Here is a 22355-nt window from a genome sequence, read left to right as displayed (position 1 = left end):
AGTCCAAATTCCAGTACTTAATGCCATACCCGCCAAACTCAGCATCGCGATCGATTTGTATCGCCGTTTCAGAACCTCAACAAATGGCTTGCCCCCTCGAACAATGACACCCTGACTGGGGGCTGCTACTTTCCCAGCAACCGAGAAAACGTGGGAAACAACCGACGCAGCAATCCTTCCGTATCCACCTCCATCTCATACGCCACCAATCCCGGCAGCAACGGAATCGCGGCTTTTAGTTTTCCGGCTGCTGGGGTTCCCGGCTTCTTCAACTCCCTCAAAATTTCCTGCAGGATTGGCATCGCCTCCTCGGGATAGGCGGCTGTGGCTTCGAGGATTTCTGCTTCTTGGACGATGGTGGTTGTCGCGACTTCGGCTTCCGCTTCCGATACCGTCAGTGCAGCCGACTCCCTTCTCCAAGCCAACCAATACTCTTGCTCAAAATTCTGAATCTCTCCTTTCACATCCCGGATTTGCTGCCGAATTCGCGTCTTTTCCTCTTCGGGGGCGCGAATCAGGGCTTTTTCCTTACCGCTTAATTGTTCGTAAAGATCGGTGAGGTTGTCTTGCAAGGTAAACAGGCGATCGCGAATCATCAAACTCTCCTGGAACGGGGGAACAGCGCTTGATTAAAAATTCACGAATTTCCCCAAAAATCCGGATAGTTTTCCTAGTTTAAAGCTGGATGTATAGCTGTATCCACAACGTTTAGGACAACCTAAGTTTACATGAGAATCTCTTTCCCCTAGCTCCCCCAGCTTCCCATGCTCCCCCAGCTCACCAACACCTGTATCCTAAGACCCCTACCGCTATCCCTATAAAGTCGATCGCATTGTCATTTCCCGATCGAATTTTCTAGAATAATCTCTAATCGGAGGTTTTTTCTTTGAAACTGATATTAGTTGCGCCCAACCCGGCGCTATGCAAGGCATTTCAACAGCATTTCCAGTATTTACCCAACGTCGAAATCGTCAATAATTATTTTGAGTGGCTGCCCGAATACGATTGCCTGGTGAGTCCGGCTAACTCCTTCGGGATGATGGATGGCGGTATCGATGCGGCGATCGTTCGTTTCTTTGGCGATTCCCTGATGGAACGGGTTCAGCAGCAAATTCTCCAAGAATATTTGGGAGAACAATCCGTCGGCACGTCTCTAATTGTAGAAACCGGTCATTCCTGCCATCCCTTTCTCGCTCATACTCCCACCATGCGCGTTCCCATGTCCATCGCCGGAACGGATATTCCCTACGTGGCGATGTGGGCGATGCTGCTGGCGGTACGCAAACACAATCAAAACTCATCGAAATCGATCGAAACTGTTGCCTGTCCGGGATTGGGGACGGGAATCGGTCGGGTTCCCTACGCCGAAGCCGCGCGGCAAATGGCACTGGCTTACGAACGCTTCCTCTATCCCCCCAAGTATCTCAACTGTCTGGTTGCGGCAGAACGGCAACTTCAGATTTGGGAAGGGTGATGAAGTCGCGGCGAAAGTGATGAGGATACGGGTGAATGTGAGCAGGGGGAGCTGGGGGAGCTGGGGAAGCTGGGGGAGAAAGATGCGCTTTTTGAACTTGGGACTTGGGCTGTCCTAACCTAACTGAATACAGCTATACCTGTCAGGGAGAAAGACTCCAGTCAGATTGCACAATTGGGTCAGGTGGGCAGTTCGCGAAGGAGTGTCAAAATTCTATTCCGACCGAAAAACTACCCACCCTACAACTGAAACGGGGAGGACGGGTACAAAGGTATTGCCACCCTCCAAACCGGCTGTTATACTACAAATACTACAAAAACAAAAAACCATCAAAAATCGGCAAGTGGGCGCGTTCCCATTTGCAAAGGAGTACCAACACCAATGCCTTACGAAGCGTTGAATATTTCTACGCCTAAGCCCGTACTTTCCTGGACGCAAAAAGGTCTGGGTTCTAAAGAAATTCAGATGGCGAAAAATGTGGCATCGCTGCCCTTTGTCTACAAGCACGTTGCCCTGATGCCCGACGTTCATTTAGGCAAAGGTGCGTTGGTGGGATCGGTTCTGGCAACCAAAGAAGCAATCGTTCCGGCAGCAGTGGGGGTGGATATCGGTTGCGGCATGGGTGCGATAAAAATGCCCTTTGGAGCCGATCGCCTCGAAGGAAAACTGAAGAAAATTCGCAAGGATATCGAAGCTGCCATTCCCGTTGGTTTCAACGAAAATAAAACCATCGAAAAAGCGGTAAATAACTGGCAGGGATGGAAATCTTTTAAAGACCTCCACGCCGGCGTGCAGCACCTGGAAGGGAAAGCCACCAAACAGTTAGGTTCCCTCGGTGGCGGCAACCATTTTATTGAGATTTGTCTCGATACTGAGAACCAAGTTTGGATTATGCTACACTCGGGTTCTCGCAACATCGGTAATATGCTCGCCCAGCGCCATATCAGCACGGCAAAAGAACTCGCAAAGCTGGCAGAAGTTTCCCTGCCCGATCGCGACTTAGCCTATTTTGTTGCCGGAACCTCCGAATTCGAGGCATACTGGCGTGACTTGCAGTGGGCGCAGAACTACGCTCGCTACAATCGCGAAGTCATGATGGCGCGAGTGAAACGCATTGTGGAGCAACATGCAGCAGGGGGCAAACCCACCAAACCCCTATTAGAGGTAAACTGCCACCACAACTATGCCGAAAAAGAGGTTCACTTCGGCGAAGAAGTCTACGTCACTCGCAAAGGTGCGGTGCGCGCGCAGAAAGAAGATTACGGCATCATCCCCGGTTCCATGGGGGCGAAGTCATACATTGTCAAAGGCAAGGGCAACGCCCACAGCTACTGTAGCTGTTCCCACGGTGCCGGTCGCCTGATGTCTCGCAGCAAAGCCAAAAAATCTTTCTCCCTCGACGATTTAATCGCCCAAACCCAAGGGGTCGAATGCCGCAAAGATAACGGCATTATCGACGAAATTCCTGGGGCGTACAAGCCAATTGAGGAAGTGATGGCGCAACAGAAAGACTTAGTAGAAATCGTCGCCACTCTCAAACAGGTGGTTTGCGTCAAAGGATGAATTTGGCAACGCAGAATTGAGGATGGAATTCAAGGGGATGCAGAGACCGGGAGAGCAATAATTAGCAATTTTTGTCAATTGTCCGTTTGCTTTTCCCCACACCCTACCCCCGACACCCCATCCCCTAACTCAAGCCATTTGCTGCTGCTCCCACTCCAGGAGGCGGACGAGCTGTTCGTCACCGTTGGCTCTTGCGACTTCCAGGCGATGGGCCAGACGCTTGACGAGATAGGCACGATGAGTTTTCGTAAGTTCGGCTTCGAGTGCTTTGTGGGTCGGCACTTTGGTGGGAATTTGTACCGGTGTACCATCGACGGTTTTGGGCCTCGGGGTTTCGATTCCACCGGTTTCTGTGGTGCGATAGGCGATGCCGCGATATTTCAACGCCATTGCCGGTTGCGGCACGTTCATATGGCGGGGATAGTGAAGCTGCCACTGTTGTCCGCGATATTTTCCCACCACCGGACCGGGTTCCATTTCGATCTCGGAAGGCTTGTATTCGTAACTGCGACCGCGATATTTAAATTTCATGATTTTTTACGTCCTTTTGTAAACGGCTTGAGACATCCGTTCGTTGATATGGAACTGGCTCCTGGTGCGATGTTTGGAGTTAGCTCGGAGACTGGGATGCGCGTTTGGGTAACGGCTCGGGACGGCATACTTTTGACGTGACCTACGTCAAACGCTTTTTGACAGAAGTCAGTTGTTGCGGATATTTTTTAGAACAATTAGATTTTTATCTGTATATATTGTTACTGTTTTTAATTAAAATGTCAAGATGTCTGCACATTCAAGTCAGGCGATCGCCCTCTCGAAAGTGACCTTAGAGTGGCAAAGGTGGAATGCAGATTAACGGTTCGGTTATTTCGACTTCTCGATCGAACAGGGGAGGTTTTGTATTAGTATGTTAAGGAAATTAAGCAATTTTTAGAATAAATCCCTTGCCAAAAACGACTCGTTTGAGTTAAAAGTATGGTAATGTGTGTTTTTCATCGCCCAATTCAACGCATAGCCAGTTAAAGCGCGATCGAAAAACTGTTTTGATAACAAGATTTGCACAATCTAAGAGGTCATATGAACCAGCAGGTTATTCACCCGATGGTGAAATTACAACGTCAGGTGCGTTCGTTAGTTGATTCCAAAATTATCAATTCTGGCGATAGCATCTGGAAAATTGCCTTCCTATACGGCGACGAGTGGCAGCACTGGAAGCGAGAGCTACAAGAGTTTGAGTTTTCCATGCAAGATCCCGTCAGCGAGCTGTTGGCGGTCGAAGCCTGGGATGAAGACGAATGAGGAGTTCGAACTCCCTGTTATCGATTTCGATATTCTCCAAGGATTTGTTCCCGAATGGATAACGCTCGAACCTAGCAACGCATCGAGAAAATTCGTTTCGAGCGGCAAGTCATCAACCGATTGCAAGTGGTGCACGACGAGTCTTCGGTTGAGTAAAGCAACTTAGGTGTAACGTTAGGTGTAACCTACCCAATGGCTTGTCTGAAAAGTCTCTACAACTCCGTAAATTCTTACAACTGACCCCTTCGAGGGAAAAAAGAACTCCCGATTTTTGGTTCGATCCCCAATGGCAAGAGACCCTCTCTCAAGAAATGCAGAGTCCTTGCTAGAATCCTGAGGTCGTTCGTGTCGCCCTAGGTTTTAAACAGTCAAAATCAGGTGCTTTCTCGGGATTTCAAGAGACGATCGATTGCCATCGTTTCTCTCTAAATACTGTGATTTGGGTTGCCGGCAAACCCAAGTCATGGTAAGAGAGTGTTAACAATAGTAAAATTCAGTCCAATGTCAATGTTAAAATTGGTAAAGAATCTGAAATTTTTAAATATAGGAACATTATTACTGCTATGAGCCGCACAGGAGTTTTGCTGCTAAATTTAGGCGGTCCCGATCGAATCGAGGACGTCCGACCTTTTTTATATAATTTATTTTCCGATCCCGAGATTATTCGCTTGCCCTTTCCGTGGATGCAGAAGCCCCTTGCATGGCTCATTTCCACCCTAAGAGCGGGTAAGTCTCAGGAAAATTACCAACAAATTGGCGGCGGCTCTCCCCTGCGGCAAATTACAGACGAACAGGCTCAAGCGTTAGAAAAAAGCTTGCAAGATAAAGGGCAAGATGCTCGCGTTTACGTGGGAATGCGCTATTGGCATCCCTTCACCGAAGAAGCGATCTCCAAGATCGAAAAAGACGGTGTCGATCGCTTGGTGATTTTACCCCTCTACCCGCAATTTTCCATCAGCACCAGTGGTTCGAGTTTCCGAGTTCTCGAAAAACTCTGGAAACAAGAGCAATCTCTCAAGAAAATTGACTATACTGTCATTCCCTCCTGGTACGAGCGACCGGGTTATTTACAGGCGATGGCGGATCTGATCGCCCAGGAACTCGATAAACTCCCCGAACCCGATCGCGCTCACATCTTCTTTAGCGCCCACGGCGTTCCCGTCAGCTACGTCGAAGAAGCGGGCGACCCCTACCAAAGAGAAATCGAGGAATGCACCCGTCTGATTATGCAGACGCTCAATCGTCCCAACGAGCATACCCTCGCCTATCAAAGTCGGGTGGGTCCGGTGGAGTGGCTGCAACCCTATACCGAAGATGCCATTGAAGAACTCGCCGAACGAGGCATCGAAGAATTAGTCGTGGTTCCCATTAGCTTTGTCTCCGAACATATCGAAACCCTCCAGGAAATCGATATGGAATACCGGGAAATCGCCGAGGAAGCCGGTATTGAGAATTTCTATCGCGTACCCGCCCTCAACACCCACCATGGATTCATTGAGGATTTAGCGGATATGACCATCCAAGCCCTCGAAGACAAACCGACGAAGTTCGAGGATGTGGTACACCCTCAAGAGAACATGAAGATGTACCCGCAAGAGCGTTGGGAGTGGGGTTTGACACCGGCGGCCGAAGTCTGGAACGGTCGTTTGGCAATGGTGGGCTTTCTCCTGTTACTGGTGGAAGTGATTAGTGGCAACGGACCGTTGCATTCCATTGGATTGCTTTAAGCACGAAGGGGAGCAGGTTTTCCCTCAGGAAAACAACACCGGTAGAATTGCAGGAGCAGTTTGCCTTGACAGGCGAGTCCGATCGTTTTTCCGCACCCACTAGGAGCATCTCTCCTACTGAGAGCATCTTGCTCCTAGTGGGAGAGATGCTCCTGAATTCCCACTAGTGCAGCGCGGCAGAAATAACGATCTAGCTCTCAAATGCAGCAAAGCTATGTACAGTAAGCAATTTTAATTTTGCGAAAAGTGAGCGGTATCGGTTTGAGTCCCGTTCAACTTTTCAAGACGCATTTTTAATTCTGCGATCGCCGCACTAGTGTTGTTCCCATCTCTCCCCCTTCTTCACTCATCCCGTCTATTGCTTGTTGAGTCCCCAATCGTAGTCGAGATACTTTAACTTGTACTCCCCCTCCGTCATATAGCTGCGATCGCCTTCATCCACATACTCAGCGATAAAGTTGAGTACCGCCCGTTTTTCATCGTTAAAGCCCTCGAATTTCTCTTCGGTGCCGTAGGTGGTTTTCCAATCCTCGCCGAACCACTTAAAAATCGAAGAAATTAAGACTTCACCGGAATCGCGATCGAGACGGAAGTTGCGCGCGTAAGAGAGAAACTCAACGGTTTGCTCGTCGAGTTGGGTTGCTAAGCGATCGCCCACAAAGGGTTCGGCACGCAACAACGGACAGCCAATCGACGCACACACCAATCCCATATGAATGCGCGGTTCGTTAAAGTCTTTGCGCAGAATGCCGTGTTCGATATGGTCGAGGGTCATCGCTTCTCCCAACACCGTAAAATTGAGGCGCGTCCAGACCCCAGAAATATCCCGGATACTCTCGACGGGGTAATTATCGATAATCGCGTGCAACGTCAGGGAATTGTAGGCATTAATCCAGAAAGCAATTTGTTGCGATTCCGTCCAACTCTCGTAAGTCGCGCGATCGAGGGCAGCTAAGTCTGCATTAAATCGATCGAGAGCGTCTCGATTCTCTTTGAGAGTGGCATAATCCACTTCCCCTTCAGAATTGACGTACGTTGCCAATACCGATGCATAATCATCGTAGGTAAAGGGTTCTCCCCGTGCAACTTGAGAAATCTCAGCGGCGTTGCTTTGAGAAGAAACGGGCGCTTGGGTCGCACAAGACGCCATCAACATCACCAGGGGAAGTGCAGATAGAATCAGGGAATTTTTGTTCATGATTTAACAATCCTGAGTGCGAGCAAGATGCTCGCCTTGAGTTAACAATATGGGGCAATTCAGCGAGTAGGGTTATACCCTAACGGCGATCGATAATAGGAATCGGAAATGGAAAATGCATTGTTCTCGTTTTTGATTGGTAAATAGGCGAGGCAGTTACCCGAGAGTTTGGAAATAGCGCTAGAAATGGCGATACCGTTTAATGTTCCATCGCCCGATTAGCTACAATCCGATCGCCCCAACCGAACACGGTCCACAAGAAGCCCAATACAAAGGGAAACCAGAGGAAATAGCGTTCCGGAGGCTGTAAATACCAGCCTTCTCCCAATTCCTTGTAATAGGGAAGTAGGAAGTACGCAAACGCCGATATACTCACCAAACGAGTGCCGAGATTGCGACTGGCAACGGCAAAGGGAATTATCCAGGTAAAGTACCAAGCGTGGACGATCGGGGAGAGGGTTAACAGGGCGAAAAAATACCCTTCGGCAAAGGTGATAAACCGGCGCGATTTCCACAGTAGAAAGAGACCCGACAAAGCCAATGGAATCAGATAAACTTTATTAAATCCCGGTTCCAGAGATTGCGGCCAAATCTGACTGATGAAATAGGGAAAAAACTCGGCCGATCGCCCGTGGGAAATAAACGTCGAACTCGTGGGAATTAGGGGACACGCCTCAAGATTGCAAAATGGAATCGAGGCGATCGCCATGGGTAAAAATCCGAAGAATAAAACTGCGATCGCCCCTTTAACTTGCCACTTTTTCAAAGCCGGTAATGCCAGAAAAGATAGCATCGGCAGCGACATCCATTTCATCGCCACACTCACCCCCAGTGCCAAACTCGAAACCTTCTGCCGCCCTCCATCCCACGCCAACCAAACCCCCACCAGCGGCAGAATAAACCAGCTATCGTAATGAGCGCCTCCTGCAAAGGAGTAGAGAATCAGGGGATTCCAGGCATACAGCAGCGTTTTGCCATGACCGAAACGCCGCGCCAGCAGCCAACACACCCCCAAATCCGCGCTTAAGAATCCCAGTTTAAACACCAGTACCGACGGTGCAATCGCTGCCAGACCCCGGAATCCCCACTGTGTCAGGGGAGGATAAATCGCCGACACCTCCAGATGGTTCATCAACTCCCACCATTCGGTGCGGTAGGGGATGAGTTCCGCCGCATTTGGGGCATAGTGGTAGGGACTGAAACCAAGATTTTGGATGTATCCTTCCCAGAGATAGCGCCACACGTCATCGCCGGGATACATCGGCAGCAACAGCGCGCGGGTGAGAACGGCAACCGTCCAAAACCACCAAGATGGCAGAGTTGAAATTGCCCAAGACACGGCAAATCCAACACTCATAATGGCGATACCGATGAAAAAGGGGAGGGTGACTGCCACATCGCGGAAATCGCCGTAGGGAACGATCGCGATCGCCCCAAAAACGAGCAAAACGGTACTCAGGTAGAGGGGTATTTGGTTCGATAGTCTTGCAATCGCCATAGTGTAGAGACCGGGGGAGCAGGGAGAGCAGGGGAGGCAAATGGACAATTTTAATGAATCTTCTTTATCCCTCTTCTGTCACTCTTGTGGTCTTTCCCTCTTTGCACCCGAAGCCCCCAAAGCCCCCCTGCGTAAGGTCAGGCGGCGCAGATACAATGTCCCCAATGTGGAGAGGATAATGGTTCCGGCTTGTACGCTACCCCGGAGGGTACCGGAAATTTTCGATCGCCCCCCTTGACGGCGACGGTAGCCGACGGGAATTTCCCGCACCCGCAGACCGCATTCAATGGCGCGAGTTTGCATCTCCACCGTCCAGCCAAACCCCCGATCTTGCATTTGAATGCGATCGAGTGCCCGACGGCGAATCAGCCGCAGCGGTCCCAAATCCCGATACCAATGTCCCCATCCCAAACCGATGAGGGTGGTGGCTAGGGCGTTGCCGAAGTTTTGCACGGGGGTCATCGCCCCGCGTCCGGCAGCGGTGGCGCGGCGATCGCCTAAAATCAGATCGGCAGTTTCGGTGGCGGCAAAAAACTCATCGAGTCCGTCGAGTTCGTCGCTGCCGTCTCCATCGCAGAACAAAATCCACTCCACATCCGGATCGAGATTGTGCAACCCCCGCCAGCAGGCGCGACCGTAACCGGGAATCGGTTCGCTCACCACTTGCGCCCCGGCCGATCGAGCCATCTGGGCACTGCGATCGGTACTGCCATTATCGATGACGCGAATTTGCGTCAGTCCGAATTGTTGCAAATTGCGAATCGTGGGGGCGATCGTGCTTTCTTCGTTTAAAACGGGAATCAGAACCAGAATTTGCTCTAGGTTCGGAACGGGAGATCGGTAGATAGGAGATTGGGGAACGGAAAGCATATCAAAAGATCTGAAAACTCAACCCATCTAAGGATGACTTGCCAATCTGAGTAGAAGCTGAGTTGCGGTTAAATCGCGTTGTATTTTCAGCGCAGGATTGTGAATCGAGGCTGGCTCGATTGAATGAATTATTCTCGATCGAATCCATCGATTTGGGGAATCCCACTGAGATCTGCATGGAAGGAATCCATCGGATTTTGCGACTGCGGTTCGGGACAAGTCTGTTTGCCCCAATCGCACAAACCGAGATATTTAAGTTGCCAGTTGAGGGGAATTTCGAGTAAATCTCTTGCTCCTGTAAATCCCTGTCCCAGAAATAGAAAAATAGCCAAACAATTTAAGAGAATATGCGCCGTCCGCCATCGATTCGTTTTGTCTTTATAAATTTCCGGGAGAATCGTGAGGGAAATAATCATCAAGATCGAGACAGTAATGCCAAAGTAAAAATGAGACATATACCACTCGTTCGTGCGGCGAAATACCCCATCCTGAGCGCCTAAAATAATTAATCCCGCACTGCTGAGGGTGGCAAATGTGGCGCGCCACATCTTACTTTCGGCTTTGAAAAGACAAACCAGCGAGCCGATGGTCGCCGCAAACATCAATAAAATAAAGCCAATTAAAAATGGCTCTTTACTAAATAAACTGGCTTTGAGAATAATAACGTAGGCGAGAGCGACCAGGGAGATACCCACTACAAAACCCGTCAGCCAGCGACCGATTTTGACGTGTTCTCGACCGACAACGGGGGGAATTTTACTTTTTTTATCCGTGGCGATTTGCAAGCGTCTCTGGCGCGTTTGCCACGCCATATTCACCACCATCCCAATCAGGGGATAGACGATGGCAACGGCGATCGCCGGATGCACTAAGCCTAAAAGATCTTTTGCGTCCATATCGTTGTGTTAGATGTTCTAGAGTCCGTTCATGGTAGCAGCGTACGCTCGATTAACCCGAGAATGCGATCGAATCTCAAAACAGTGACTTCGAAGGTTCGATCGGGATTTCATCCTCTAAAATTTCGATCTCCACTGGTGTCGCACCCGAGGATTCCGAATCCCCCATGTCCTCTGGCTCTAGCAAAGTGGCGTAACCAAAAGTTACATCGAATTCCCGACACCAAATCACCACCGAAGCGTATTCTGCAATATCTGTCCCGTCGGGTATTTCGTAACGCTGAGTTCCTCGAATCGCTTGCAGTTCCCCGAGGTTGAGATAGTCGTCGGGTTTGTAGGTTTCCGGGACGGCATCGCGATGCAGGAGTACGAACAGATCGGGGCCGTCATCCGTTTTGAATGCGTCGTCGAATTTAACATAAGAAACACCATCTTCGACGAGAATTTTTGCCGTTCCGATGGTGTCGTGTGCCACTTCAACGAAAGTACCTTCAATGACGGACTGCTCGTTCGTTGCAGAAATCATCTCGGCCCGAATTGTTGATGGAGGCACGAAGACCGTTCCCATGCTGCTCAGGGTGACGATTGAAACAAAGCTGAGTCCGAGACAATGGGGAATATTTGCCATGGGAATTCTCGCGAACGCATTGACATTTAGGGTTAGTATAAAGGGCGATTGCCATCCCAAAAATTAATTTTTAATGAGACGTCATTTAGAAGGTTTATGAATTGAATCTTGTCAAATATCATCCTATTTTATTGAGAATATTTCAAAGCTGAAAATATTTAGATCCAAAAACTAACTGGGATTGAGTATCGAGCTGATGGATGAGACTGGATCTTTTCCTTTCAGAATAGATCGATAAAAATATCTCTCTAGAACCGTAAAGCGCACCCCGGTTTTCTCCACGGATATTCCTCTCTTCACATCCGGTAATCCCGATCGGATCGCGATCGCCACATCGGGGGAGATCGGGAGGTTTACAATCTCGATCGGAAACTCCAGAGTCGGTCAATTTTTATTGAGAATAAATAAGAATAGCTGGCTCGATCGAAATTTACCTCAAAAGCTTCGATCGCAGTTTTTCGGCTCGGTTTTCTTGCATTAATTTGCCGAGCTTCTTTTCAATGGGTATAAAAACCGAGAGAAAATGTTCTCGATCGATGTTAAGATTTAGCAATTCACAATTGCGAAGTTTTAGCATTATGCTTTCTTGGAAACAAATTACCAACCAAATTAAGCGCTGGTTTCCGGCTCCAACTCTCCACGCACACTGTGACGGACCTTGTGGGGTGTACGATCCGGCTTCTGCCCGAATTTCAGCCGAAGCGGTTGTCTCGATGACCAAGAAGATTCTCGATCTGCAACCTCCCTCTGCAGGCGATCCAGTCGCCATGGCAAGCTACGAAAATACCATCGGTCGGTACATCCAAATCAAAGAAGAGCAAGCACAGCTGACGAAAAAAGAGCTGCTCGTTCTGTGGACGGATTACTTCAAACCCGTTCATTTAGAACAGTTTCCCGATTTACACACCAAATTCTGGAACGCAGCGAAACTCTGTTCGGCGTGCAAAGTCGAAGTGAACTTAGAACACGCCAACGAGTTGATGGATGCGATTAAAGAAATCCAAGAAATGTTCTGGGCCACCAAAAATCGCACGGACGTCCCCTGGTACAAAGCCAGTTAAATGGGACGGGAAGCTTGACTGGAACCGCGAGTCTCAACCCGCTTGCACTTCGAGATAGCAACTTTTTCGATATTCTGCTGTGGCTGTTGAGGCGGCGACAGCGTTTTCAGGTCGTTGGGGTTTCGATGTTACCCATCCTCTTGCCCGGAGATGAAGTCTTCGTCGATCCAAAAGCTTATCAGCGATCGCCCCCAACCCCAGGAGATGCGATCGCTTTAGTGTCTCCCGATGACTCGAAAATCCGGTTAATCAAACGAGTCGTTTCGGTTCGCGACAATGGCACCTGTTTCGTTCTCGGAGACAATCCATCGCAAAGCACCGATAGTCGAGTGTTTGGCTGGGTTGAACCCCATTTAATCCTCGGTCGCGTCACCTGTCGATTTGGGTGAGACGATCGGGTATTTTCTGAGGCGGATGGCGATCGCTCTACGGACGAGTGGGAAGTTTTGCCCCATCCAACTTCGCCCCCGTTAAATCAGCACTCTCCAGATTCGCCCCCCGCAAATCCGCATTGGTGAGATCGGCATTTTTTAAGTAAGTTCCCCGCAAATCCGCATGGGTTAAATCCGCCCCCCTCAAGTTCGCATGACTCAGATCGAGACTGCGCAAATCTTGCCCGCTTAAATCGCATCCCGGACAGTCAGAAATGTAGCGGGTGATTGGGGGGGTAGGCGTGAAGTACAGCCAGCCCATACCGGCGAAAATCACCGTACTCAATGCCGCGAGGCTGGCAATGGCAATAGGTTTGAGGTTTCGACGTTCGATCGCTTTTAGTTCTTCGAGGGCAACCGCAGCATTGGGGTAGCGATGTTTGAGATTGGGGGCAACCATTTTCTCCAACCAAGCAGCAAACCGGGAATCGAGGTGGGGCAGCAAATGGCGAAATTTGACCCGGTTTTTATTATCGATGAGCTGTCCCGCCTCCATAGATGGGGTTCCTGTCAGACAGCAAATCAGCGTCATTCCCAGGCTGTAGAGATCGGAAGCGGGAGTCAGTTGGCGGTTGAAGAGTTGTTCGGGAGGCATAAATCCCAATGTCCCTTTAATCACGCTGCTAGCTGCCATTTCGCTGCGATCGGGACGGGCAAATCCGAAGTCGATTAAGTAAACCTGGAGGGTTTCTCCCGACTCGATCAGGAGATTTTCCGGCTTGATATCTCGATGGATAATCGGTGGTTCTTGCTGTTGTAAATAGACGAGAATTTCGAGAACGGCAACGGCAATTTGTTTGACTTGTTCGGGAGAAAAGGGGCGATCGATTTTTAGATGGGGCGCATCTTTGTATTCCTGAACCAAACAGAAACCGTCGGGGGTTTCAAAAGAGTCGAGATACTGGGGAATTTGGGGATGATTGAGTTGTTGGAGGAGGGCGATTTCTCGATCGTGGGCTTGATATTCCGACCAATTAGCCCCATCGCGAGCAAACTGGAATTGTTTGATTACCACCGGTTGCTGGCGATCGCATTCTGTTGCCAGGTAGGTGACTCGTCCTCCCAGGTGATTGGTTCCGAGAGGGCGATCGAGTTTGTAGCCGCGATCGGCAAATGGTTTGGGTTCTAAGTTATTCATGATATCTATACCTTCCCAACCTCTATCTTGTACCAATCTCAGAAATCCCTAAATCCCACGTCTTCAACATACCTGCTATCATCTGGTGTTCTGAAGATGCGAGATTAGCGTTAGATACATATTTTTGGAAAACCATAACTTGTTGCTTCACTCGCTCCTTTATTTGTTGATTTTCTCGAATCAAGTGTTTTATTCTTCCATATCCGTAAACAATAGACTCAATAGCTAAAAAAATAGCGGATTCGTCCCAATCTAAGATATTCAGACAATCAATCACATCCCGAATAGAGTCTGCGAATTCGATTAATGCCCCGATGTTAGGGAAAGCATTATAATAATATCCAGCCAAAAAATCTAAAAAAATTTTCTTTCGATCGAGAGTAGAGTTTTCTAGCCATAAATAGATATGCGTATCGACTGCATACTTGTGAGAAACATCTGCCAAAGCTCCTCCTAGCCTCCACGCATCATCGCCATACTCTAAAGATTTCAGCTCTTCGAACAAGCACTGAATGACTTGTGCGCTCGGATAACGGCTCACAAACTCTTCAACCGTATCTTCATCTAGATTGACGATCTCCTCTTCAAAAAATAGTTTAAGACTTGGAGCTGGAACGGTCATTTTTTACTTTCAGTCGTCAATCGTTAGGGAGTTAATTGTAGGGTGAGCAGTTTTGATAACCGGAATTTAACGTTTTTACTAAAATCGAACGACCCACCAACCCCGAGGGAGTTTTATCTTTATTAACGTCATGTGCAACTTGTTTATCCAAAACCTAACAATACGAGTGAATAGGGAATGGGAAATGGGGGATTTTGCGACTCGCTTGCCATATGGCGATCGCAAAAAGATTGCACACCGCGTTATTAGGATTTACATATCACGGGATTATGGAGTGGCTGTGGTGTGCTTCGTTCCTAAATACACCCTACACAATCTGTTGCTAATTCTGCCATTGCCCACCCAATAATAACGCCTACTTTAGGAATTCTTCGCTACTTTGAATCAAGCGGATAAACTCCGCCCGGTAGCCATCGAGATCGACTCCTTGAGACTCTTGCGCCAAGGTTAATACTTGCTCCAAACTCACATCTCCCTTGTACGGCGAATCCCGCAAAATCATGCCATAACTAGCAACGGCTGCGGCAAACTGAAAGTTCTCTGAAGCCTTGTCAAAACTCCCTCCCCCATCGGCAACCATAGAAGACAGCAATTGAGATTCGCTGCCCTGGGGTTCTTTATAGCGTAAATTCACCTGCATCAAAGCATTATCGTCAAAGGAGATATCGGGATTTGGTTCCGGGGCTGCGTTTTCCGACACCGCGACATCAATAGGTACGCCCACGGGTATCACTTCGTAGAGTGCGGTGACGGTATGTCCCGCCCCCAATTCCCCAGCATCCTTGGTATCGTCTGCAAAATCCTGAGTTTGCAACCGCCGATTTTCATACCCGATGAGGCGATAGGCTTGTACTTTGTCTGGGTTGAACGCCACTTGTATTTTTACATCCTTGGCAATGGTGAGCAGCGTACCCCCCATCTGAGTCACCAAAACTTTCCTCGCTTCTAACTCGTTGTCGATATAGGCGTAGTTACCATTCCCTTTATTGGCGAGTTTTTCCATTTTCGCGTCTTGCAAGTTGCCACTACCAAATCCAAGAGTGGTGAGAAATACCCCTTTTTCCCGTTCCCCTTCAATCAGTTTCACCAGTTCCGTATCGCTGGAAATACCGACGTTAAAATCTCCGTCGCTGGCGAGAATGACGCGATTGTTTCCGGCTTCGAGGAAGTTCTCCTGGGCGAGTTTGTAGGCGAGTTGGATGCCTTCACCCCCGGCGGTGGAACCCCCAGCATTGAGCTTTTCGATCGCCTCTAAAATCGTCTCTTTCTCATTTCCGGGAGTCGGAGGCAACACCACGCCAGCCGCCCCGGCATAGACAACGATACTGACGCGATCTTCCGCATTTAACTCATTAACGAGCATCCGAAATGCCGATTTAAGCAGCGGCAATTTATTCGGATCGTTCATCGAACCGGAAACATCGAGCAAAAACACGAGGTTGCTGGGGGGGAGATTTTCCGAGGCGATTTTTTTCCCTTGCAAGGCGATGCGAACCAGTTGGTGGTTATCGTTCCAGGGGGCTGCTGCGGTTTCGGTGTCGATAGAGAAGGGGCGATCGCCCGTGGGTTGGGGATACTCGTAGGTGAAGTAGTTAATCAGTTCTTCGATCCGGACGGCATCTTTGGGGGGACGCTGGCCGTTATTGATGAAGCGGCGAAGGTTGCTATAGGAGGCGGTATCGACATCGATCGAGAAGGTGGATAGGGGATTGCTGCCAACCAACTCGAAGGGGTTATCTTCGATCGAGTCGTAGGTTTCGCCGCTCGTCGGTTCTGCGGGTTCTGGCGCGGCTTCCGGTTCGACTGGACTCGGTTCGGCACTTGTTAACTGTTTCGATTGCTGTGCCGGTGGGGGTGCGCTCGGGACTTCTGCAGCATAGTCCGCGCCGTTATACTGAGAGCCGCACGCCGCCAGGAGGGCAGCGAGTCCCAAAAATGCGATGCTCGATCGAAACCGTTTCATCCAATACCTCCAAATACCTTACCGACTTTCGACCACGATAGCTCAGGGTTTTGGGAGGAAGTGCTGGCGTTTCGGTTTTGGTAACAGCGAATTTCGATGGCTGCAAGCCATGGGACAACACCCGCTCTAACCTATAGCGCTTCTTGTGGTTTATTTACACGATTGAAAAAATAGAATAGGTTTTTCTCTTCCACATTCCCCATTCCCCATTCCCCAAAAACTCTAATGTGTAGCGAAAAGGGCGCGAACTGCTATAACATCAAGGGCTGTAGTAATTCCAGGTCATCTTGCTGCGTCGGTACTCCGGACGTTCCCAGAGCGATGGCTTGTCGGGATTGGGATTCGTCTCCGGATTTTGATAAATTAAGAGTCGATCGCCGCTCAGGAGTATCAACTCTTCTCGCCAATCCCCCAACACATCGGCAACATAGAGGCGATCGGCATTGTCCTGGAACCGCAACAGAAACTCACCGCTAATGGGATCGAAAATTGCCACATCTCCAGCGCTGTGGCGTTCCTTGGCAGCGGCCAGTTGTCCCTCTTCCCCCGTCCAATCAATGGTAAAAATGGTTTCGATGCCCTTCGTCGTCCAATTTTGGGGCGCGACATCTTTCATCTTATAGTTGGCAATCAGCTGCCCTCGGGCATCGAATACGAAGGGTTTTTGGTGGGTTCTGTACCGACTGCGACACCAAATTTCCAAACCGGGTCGATCGGGATCGAAGTCTCCCACAGCAGTATTTTGCGGTTCCTGGTGCTTGTAGTGGGTCTCCCAAATGAGGAGATCGCGATTGTAGAGAAAAATGCGATTCCCATCGCCAAACAGTTGCTGGTACAGGTGATTGCCAATGCGACCCAGACGATTGCGACCGCTGAAGGGCAGTGGGGTTCCCCCTTCTTCGAGGGCGACGACCTCCAACCCCGGTAAATCCGGCCGAATGTCCGCCACCGCGAGGGCATCGACGTGACCTTTGAGGGGCAACTCCAGCAGTATCTCTCCTTCCGGGGACACCACGCTACCCCCCAACACCTCTTCTTTACCGTCGCCATCGAGATCGGCCACGCGCGCCCCATTGTGCGCGTTGGCGATGAAATTATCCTGCGTCCACAGGGGTTCGGGGGGGACATCGGACATCAATGCTTCAAAAGAGTAAGCCGCCAGATAGCTACCCATGCGGTATCCGGTCGCGTTGGTGGTTTGCAGAAGTAAATCCCCATTCGCTTCTCCCCGGAAATTAGCCACCACCAAGTGTTCCCAGCGTTCCGTATCCGGTGGCGATTCCAGGGAGATGCTCTTTTCGATCGCCCCATCGGACCCTTGGAGAATTTCCAGCGTCCCCTCCTGCGTCAGGAACAACACCTCGGTTTGGTTATCTCCATCAATATCGGCAGCTTGTACCCCTGGGGCCGATCGCCCCGGTAGTCCTTGGCTTTCCGACTGTTTGGTCAGTTGAACGTTCGCCTGTTGCTTCCAAAGCTGTTGCCCGGTGGTCTCGTAGGCAGCGATCGTGCCGGGTTTGGTGACGATAATATCTCGGTTGCCATCATCGTTGACATCGACGGTAATGAGGCTACCGCTACCATTATCTTCGGCGGGAATATCGAGTTCGAGGGTTAGAGGTTCGAGGTTGGTATCGGACAGGGGAACCCCCTGGCTGTAAGTTGTGGCGCTACATCCACTCCCCAACACACTCAAACACGCCAGCCACAAACCGATTTGATGGGAGATGGGGCGATTTGTGAGGGGAATGCGATCGATTCTCTGTGCTCGATGGTGCATGGATATTGAGGAGTTGCTGCGTTTTATCTTCTTCTATATTGAACGGGAAAAACCAAATTCGTCAAAATGATTTAAAATTATCGATTAATACTTCGCTACAACTGACAGTTTAAAATAATTTTTTCTGGTATAAACGTCTTAAAAAAATAAATATTGAGTTTCTTTAAAAATGAAAAATGAAAAATTTTTATTTTTTTTGAATTGTAAAAAAAATATTATCCTGTTTTTTGAATAATTATTTTTAGTTGATAAAAAATAATCCGATATTTTTTGTCGGTTCTTGGTAAAAACAGTATTTTTTGTTTTTTAATAAATTGAGAAATTAAGATGAGATTGAACGTTATCGCTTGGTTTTATCGAACTTCACCGGAACGCGCACTGGAAGTCTTTCGCTCGAGCCTTACCTTGGCAGGTTTTCGTGGAGTCGATCGGTTTTCCCAGAAGACTCGCTCGTGGGATTGTCTGACTCTGTCTCACGTCAAGGTTTGGGCTGCATTCGTTGCCGGTTCGGGGGAATATTTATTTGCCAAAATTCAAATGTGCGGTCGTTGGGATGATATGTATCCGGCATTTCAAAGTTTATTTATTGATTTATTGAACCAACACCACCAACTCGCCGAACTCATCGGCTCAGCTCGAAATCCAGAACCTTATCCTTTCCTCATTCCTTTGTTCTCTAAAGAGGTCTACTCTTGTCCTCCAACAATTGCAAACTGCGATCGAGAGGAAGAGCGAATTATCCAACCCGGCGATGAGGACTATTGGTTGGAATACGGCCCCGAATTGCATTTTATTCACCAAGAGATGTTCGATCGCGCGGGAGCTAATGCCATCGAGTTGGGGACTCAGTTAAACGCACGCCTTCTTCCGATGTCTGGAGGGACGCTATTCGATTGTGGATGGACGCAAGAATATGAGTTTCCCGAACCAACTCCCCCTTAACGATCGCCTCCTTAAGTTCGGGTCGGGTTATAGCAATTCTCAGTAGACGGAGATACACCCAAATTCTATTTTCCATTCCCCGTTTCTCATTCTCCGTTCCCCGTTCCGGTGTTCCCCGTTCCCTAAAACCAGAAACTCTGTACCTCATGAGTGTGAGAACCGCTATAAGGTATATTTTATTCAATAAATTCTAGCTCTTCAGCCCGATCGAAATCCAAAAAGCTTTCGTACCCTTGCACGGTTAAAAATTCAAGTTTTTCGCTGTCTAAGGTTTCTCGTGAAGGGGGAAAATATCCAACTTTAACGACTTGTTCTTTGACGTGGGTGAGAAAATAATTTAAAAAAGCAGAGACCTGGGTGTTTTGGGGAATCATGTCAGCATCTGCGTAGAGTAATAGAGAATAAACCAAGGGATACTCATTTCTAATCCCCGGTCGCAAACCCTCGATCGAAATTGACTTGAGTAAATCTTTATTGCGCTCGTAAAACGCAAAGCTAAAAAAGCCGATCGAATAGGGATTCGTACTGATACTTTGGACGACAAAATCTTCGTCATCCTTGAAAAACTGGACGTTGGGCAAATTGAGCAAGGCTTCCGAATTCCCATAAAAAACCCTGTCGACAAAGATGTCAAATACACCGGATTCGGGAGCGGGGATAAACCGCTCGATGGTTTCCGAGGGCCAGTCGGGGTTTACATCCGACCATTTTTCCACGGTGAAAATCCGGGCGAGTTCCTCCAGGGTGGCATCATCGAAGAAGTCATTTTCTGGGTGAACTACCACCGTCAAAACATCCATGCCGATGGAGAATTCAACGGGTTCGCGCCCAATTTCACGACAAGCTTCCACTTCCGAGGGTCGAATCGGACGGCTGGCCGTGGCTAAATCTGATTTGCCCTCTTGACAGAAAATTTGAAAGCCTTTGCTCGAACCAATGCTCGAAATTTCGATAATGCCGGCATAGCCTTCTTCGATAAAGCGATCTCCCATCCCCTTGATAACAGGAGAGGCGGCAAAACTACCGGCCACGTACAAATTACCTTCCACTTTGAGCGGATCGACAGTCGGCAACTCCATTCCGGTCTGCCGATCGACTGGAGTGGGAGGAGTTTTGGGTTCGAGAACGGTAAACTCGATTTCTCGATCGGGTTTCACCGACTCTCGATCGGTTTCGGACACTGTTGCCGTCTCGGGTCGATCTGTTGCTGGGGAAACCCCTGAGTTGGCACCACAGCCGATCGTACCCGTCAACAGACCCACCAGTAATAGATCTCTCCAGAACTGCCATCTCAACCCAGATCGGACCCGGCAGGTCAGTTTGCGTTCGCAGATCTTTAACCGATCCCATTTTGGCGATTGCATTCTCGTTCTTCCCATTACCGAAGAATTAAGGTTTAAAGCCTCTCCTTTAAAGGAGAAATAAGAAAAAATCTTCCTTTGAATCAATCCTCTTCTTTTCAAGGAGAGGTAATTGTTCATTGTTCATTGTTCATTGTTCATTGTTCATTGTTCATTGTTCATTGTTCATTGTTCATTATTGAACCCTCTGGTGAACATAAAAAATCAGATCGATATCTATGGTTCCAAAATGAATTTCTTCCCCCTTTCCCCCTTAACCCTTAACCCTTTTCCTCGAGAGGTCTATTACCCCGTCACCCCATTCGGTATTTCTGCGCTGCCTTGGATGACGCGCAACACTTTGTGGCTTTCATCGATAATTTGCCCGATTTCGACGCCGAGTTTGGGACTGCGTTGTAAAAGCTGGCTGATGAGTTTGTCGGTAATCACGATCGCCACTAAATCTTCCAAAACCGTGACCGATACCGGACTGGGTTCTTCCACCAGCAGGGTCAACTCGCCGAAAAAGTCTCCCCTCGAAAGGTGGCTGACTTCCTGAAGGCTGTGGCGAACGTCCATGGCCGCCACTCGGACGCTGCCTTCTAAAATCACGTACATCCCTTCATCAAATTCACCAATTTGCAAGACCCGATCGCCCACACCGTAGTAGTCCAATCTCGAGTTCGCCACTAAATGGTCGAGGGTGTCGGGTTCGAGAACTCCAAAGTAGGGGAGCGATCGCAAAAATTCCCGAACTTCGAGTTGGCGATCGAGCTGCGGGTTGGGATCTTCCTTGATACCGTACTCGATCGAAATGGGGTCGCGAATCGTCAATTGGTGTCGTTTGGCAGCGTAGTAGAGACAGGTCAGGATTGCGTCTTGGGAGCGATTCTCGCTGATGGCAGAATCAATGTAATACTCCACGGTGTACTGAATGCTGTAGCTTTGAAACGCCGATATCAAGGGTCTAGCTCGTTTCACCCCTTCCACCGACTCCGCAGCCTCTTTGAGTACGGCTTTCACTCGGTTGGGAGGATTCTCATCAGCAATATTGAGGCAAACTTCACGCTTGGTGTCGGCTTCGTGGAGGGTATTGTTGTCGATGGTTTCTTGGGCAACGACACCGTTGGGAATAATGATGATATTTCTTTTCGCATCGCGCAGGCGCACCGATCGCCAGTTGAGATCGATGACCTCTCCGCGCAACTCACCGATGGTCACCCAATCCCCGACCCGAATCGGTCCTTCCAAGAGTAACAAAAATCCCGAAACCAGGTTGCTGAGGGTGTCTTGTAAGGCCAGCGCCACAGCCAGCGATCCCACCCCCAAAGCGGTCACCAAGTTGGTCAGATTGAATTTCCAGACACCGGACAGTAGGTAGAAGGCGACGGCCAAGACGACCAAGACGCGAGCCACCTGAAAGAGGAGGTTCGGCACGCGAATTTGCCAGAGGGTTTCCCGTTTGGTGGTGGTGAGTACTGCATTCAGGAGAGCCAGCACTGCCATCAACACCGCAAGCCAAAAGCAGGTTTCGATCGCCCGTGCGGAAACTTGCCCTCTCTCCACGCGAAACAGCTGCCGCATCACCAACAGTACCGCCAGCACCGGCAGGACGTAAAGATAAACCCTGCGCAATACCTTCGCCAGGGGATTGTGCCGACGCTCCAATTGCTCCGTGCCAAAACCGAGAATCAGGAGTAGTGCGGGAACGCCGATGACGATCGCCAATCCCCAGGTAAAAATCGATAAATCCATAAGCCTCTCCAGGTCGATCGAGATGTTGCGATATCGCCATATCCAGCGCGAGCATCTTGCTCGCCTTCCCAATCGTCATATCGGTGACAATGTCCTAATCAAAGTCCTAATCAAAGTGAATACCGCTATATATTCTGAGGTGGGTTTGAATTAACGTCAGTTTTGCTTAAGCG

General features: G+C 49.2%; 20 protein-coding genes. 7 read left to right on the top strand and 13 right to left on the bottom strand.

The genetic code is table 11. From position 1 onward, the window contains the following. Window positions 1-125 precede the first annotated feature (125 nt). Window positions 126-596, bottom strand: coding sequence for a hypothetical protein (locus AC2215_RS02000; protein WP_486808277.1), 471 nt, complete (start codon window positions 594-596; stop codon window positions 126-128). 290 nt (window positions 597-886) lie between these two features. Between AC2215_RS02000 and AC2215_RS01995 the strand changes: the two genes are divergently transcribed. Continuing rightward, window positions 887-1474 (top strand): macro domain-containing protein, encoded by a 588-nt coding sequence (locus AC2215_RS01995; protein ID WP_486808276.1) that lies wholly within the window; start codon window positions 887-889, stop codon window positions 1472-1474. A gap of 381 nt (window positions 1475-1855) precedes the next feature. Beyond that, entirely contained in the window at window positions 1856-3037 is a 1182-nt protein-coding gene (locus AC2215_RS01990) for an RtcB family protein (protein WP_486808275.1), read from the top strand. 129 nt (window positions 3038-3166) lie between these two features. On the opposite strand, the gene pirA is transcribed toward AC2215_RS01990, so the two are convergent. Beyond that, entirely contained in the window at window positions 3167-3568 is a 402-nt protein-coding gene (gene pirA, locus AC2215_RS01985; RefSeq protein WP_486808274.1) for an arginine synthesis PII-interacting regulator PirA, read from the bottom strand. A 543-nt stretch (window positions 3569-4111) separates the two neighbouring features. On the opposite strand from pirA, the gene AC2215_RS01980 reads away from it, so the two are divergent. Together AC2215_RS01980 and hemH are read left to right on the top strand one after the other, a co-directional pair. Then, window positions 4112-4333, top strand: a complete 222-nt coding sequence (locus tag AC2215_RS01980; RefSeq protein WP_486808273.1) for a DUF4327 family protein — start codon at window positions 4112-4114, stop codon at window positions 4331-4333. A 563-nt stretch (window positions 4334-4896) separates the two neighbouring features. Then, window positions 4897-6060 (top strand): ferrochelatase, encoded by a 1164-nt coding sequence (gene hemH / locus AC2215_RS01975; RefSeq protein WP_486808272.1) that lies wholly within the window; start codon window positions 4897-4899, stop codon window positions 6058-6060. Between the two features lie 355 nt (window positions 6061-6415). On the opposite strand, the gene AC2215_RS01970 is transcribed toward hemH, so the two are convergent. The 5 genes from AC2215_RS01970 to AC2215_RS01950 form a co-directional block, all read right to left on the bottom strand. Then, complete coding sequence (locus tag AC2215_RS01970) at window positions 6416-7258, bottom strand: DUF547 domain-containing protein (RefSeq protein WP_486808271.1); 843 nt, start codon at window positions 7256-7258, stop codon at window positions 6416-6418. A gap of 199 nt (window positions 7259-7457) precedes the next feature. Further along, window positions 7458-8756, bottom strand: coding sequence for an MptA/MptB family glycosyltransferase (locus AC2215_RS01965; protein ID WP_486808270.1), 1299 nt, complete (start codon window positions 8754-8756; stop codon window positions 7458-7460). Window positions 8757-8834: 78 nt separating this feature from the next. Further along, window positions 8835-9626, bottom strand: coding sequence for a glycosyltransferase family 2 protein (locus tag AC2215_RS01960; protein ID WP_486808269.1), 792 nt, complete (start codon window positions 9624-9626; stop codon window positions 8835-8837). A gap of 128 nt (window positions 9627-9754) precedes the next feature. Then, window positions 9755-10522 carry a DUF4079 domain-containing protein gene (locus AC2215_RS01955; RefSeq protein WP_486808268.1) on the bottom strand — a complete coding sequence of 256 codons (768 nt, stop codon included), beginning with the start codon at window positions 10520-10522 and terminating at the stop codon, window positions 9755-9757. A 76-nt stretch (window positions 10523-10598) separates the two neighbouring features. Next, window positions 10599-11150 carry a DM13 domain-containing protein gene (locus AC2215_RS01950; RefSeq protein WP_486808267.1) on the bottom strand — a complete coding sequence of 184 codons (552 nt, stop codon included), beginning with the start codon at window positions 11148-11150 and terminating at the stop codon, window positions 10599-10601. Window positions 11151-11728: 578 nt separating this feature from the next. Here AC2215_RS01950 and sodN point away from each other — a divergent pair. Both sodN and sodX read left to right on the top strand, forming a co-directional pair. Then, complete coding sequence (sodN, locus tag AC2215_RS01945; protein ID WP_486808266.1) at window positions 11729-12211, top strand: superoxide dismutase, Ni; 483 nt, start codon at window positions 11729-11731, stop codon at window positions 12209-12211. Between the two features lie 14 nt (window positions 12212-12225). Next, on the top strand, window positions 12226-12600 hold the full coding sequence (gene sodX, locus AC2215_RS01940; RefSeq protein WP_486808265.1) for a nickel-type superoxide dismutase maturation protease: 375 nt from the start codon (window positions 12226-12228) through the stop codon (window positions 12598-12600). Window positions 12601-12637: 37 nt separating this feature from the next. Here sodX and AC2215_RS01935 read toward each other — a convergent pair whose 3' ends face one another. The 4 genes from AC2215_RS01935 to AC2215_RS01920 form a co-directional block, all read right to left on the bottom strand. Further along, window positions 12638-13780, bottom strand: coding sequence for a protein kinase domain-containing protein (locus AC2215_RS01935; RefSeq protein ID WP_486808264.1), 1143 nt, complete (start codon window positions 13778-13780; stop codon window positions 12638-12640). 22 nt (window positions 13781-13802) lie between these two features. Beyond that, window positions 13803-14402: a hypothetical protein gene (locus AC2215_RS01930; protein ID WP_486808263.1), complete on the bottom strand. Its 600-nt coding sequence runs from the start codon at window positions 14400-14402 to the stop codon at window positions 13803-13805. Between the two features lie 355 nt (window positions 14403-14757). Continuing rightward, entirely contained in the window at window positions 14758-16365 is a 1608-nt protein-coding gene (locus AC2215_RS01925; RefSeq protein WP_486808262.1) for a vWA domain-containing protein, read from the bottom strand. 259 nt (window positions 16366-16624) lie between these two features. Further along, window positions 16625-18145, bottom strand: a complete 1521-nt coding sequence (locus AC2215_RS01920) for a rhamnogalacturonan lyase family protein (RefSeq protein ID WP_486808261.1) — start codon at window positions 18143-18145, stop codon at window positions 16625-16627. Between the two features lie 327 nt (window positions 18146-18472). On the opposite strand from AC2215_RS01920, the gene AC2215_RS01915 reads away from it, so the two are divergent. Then, on the top strand, window positions 18473-19087 hold the full coding sequence (locus AC2215_RS01915; RefSeq protein ID WP_486808260.1) for a hypothetical protein: 615 nt from the start codon (window positions 18473-18475) through the stop codon (window positions 19085-19087). A gap of 176 nt (window positions 19088-19263) precedes the next feature. On the opposite strand, the gene AC2215_RS01910 is transcribed toward AC2215_RS01915, so the two are convergent. Together AC2215_RS01910 and AC2215_RS01905 are read right to left on the bottom strand one after the other, a co-directional pair. Further along, window positions 19264-20349, bottom strand: coding sequence for a substrate-binding domain-containing protein (locus tag AC2215_RS01910; protein WP_486808259.1), 1086 nt, complete (start codon window positions 20347-20349; stop codon window positions 19264-19266). Window positions 20350-20733: 384 nt separating this feature from the next. Next, the gene (locus tag AC2215_RS01905; protein ID WP_486808258.1) at window positions 20734-22182 is read right to left on the bottom strand and encodes a mechanosensitive ion channel domain-containing protein; all 1449 of its coding nucleotides are present in this window, start codon (window positions 22180-22182) and stop codon (window positions 20734-20736) included. Window positions 22183-22355 lie beyond the last annotated feature (173 nt).

This window comes from Zarconia sp., assembly GCF_057467645.1.
Note: the sequence above shows the minus strand (reverse complement) of the source record. Positions and strands in the feature narration are given on the sequence as shown.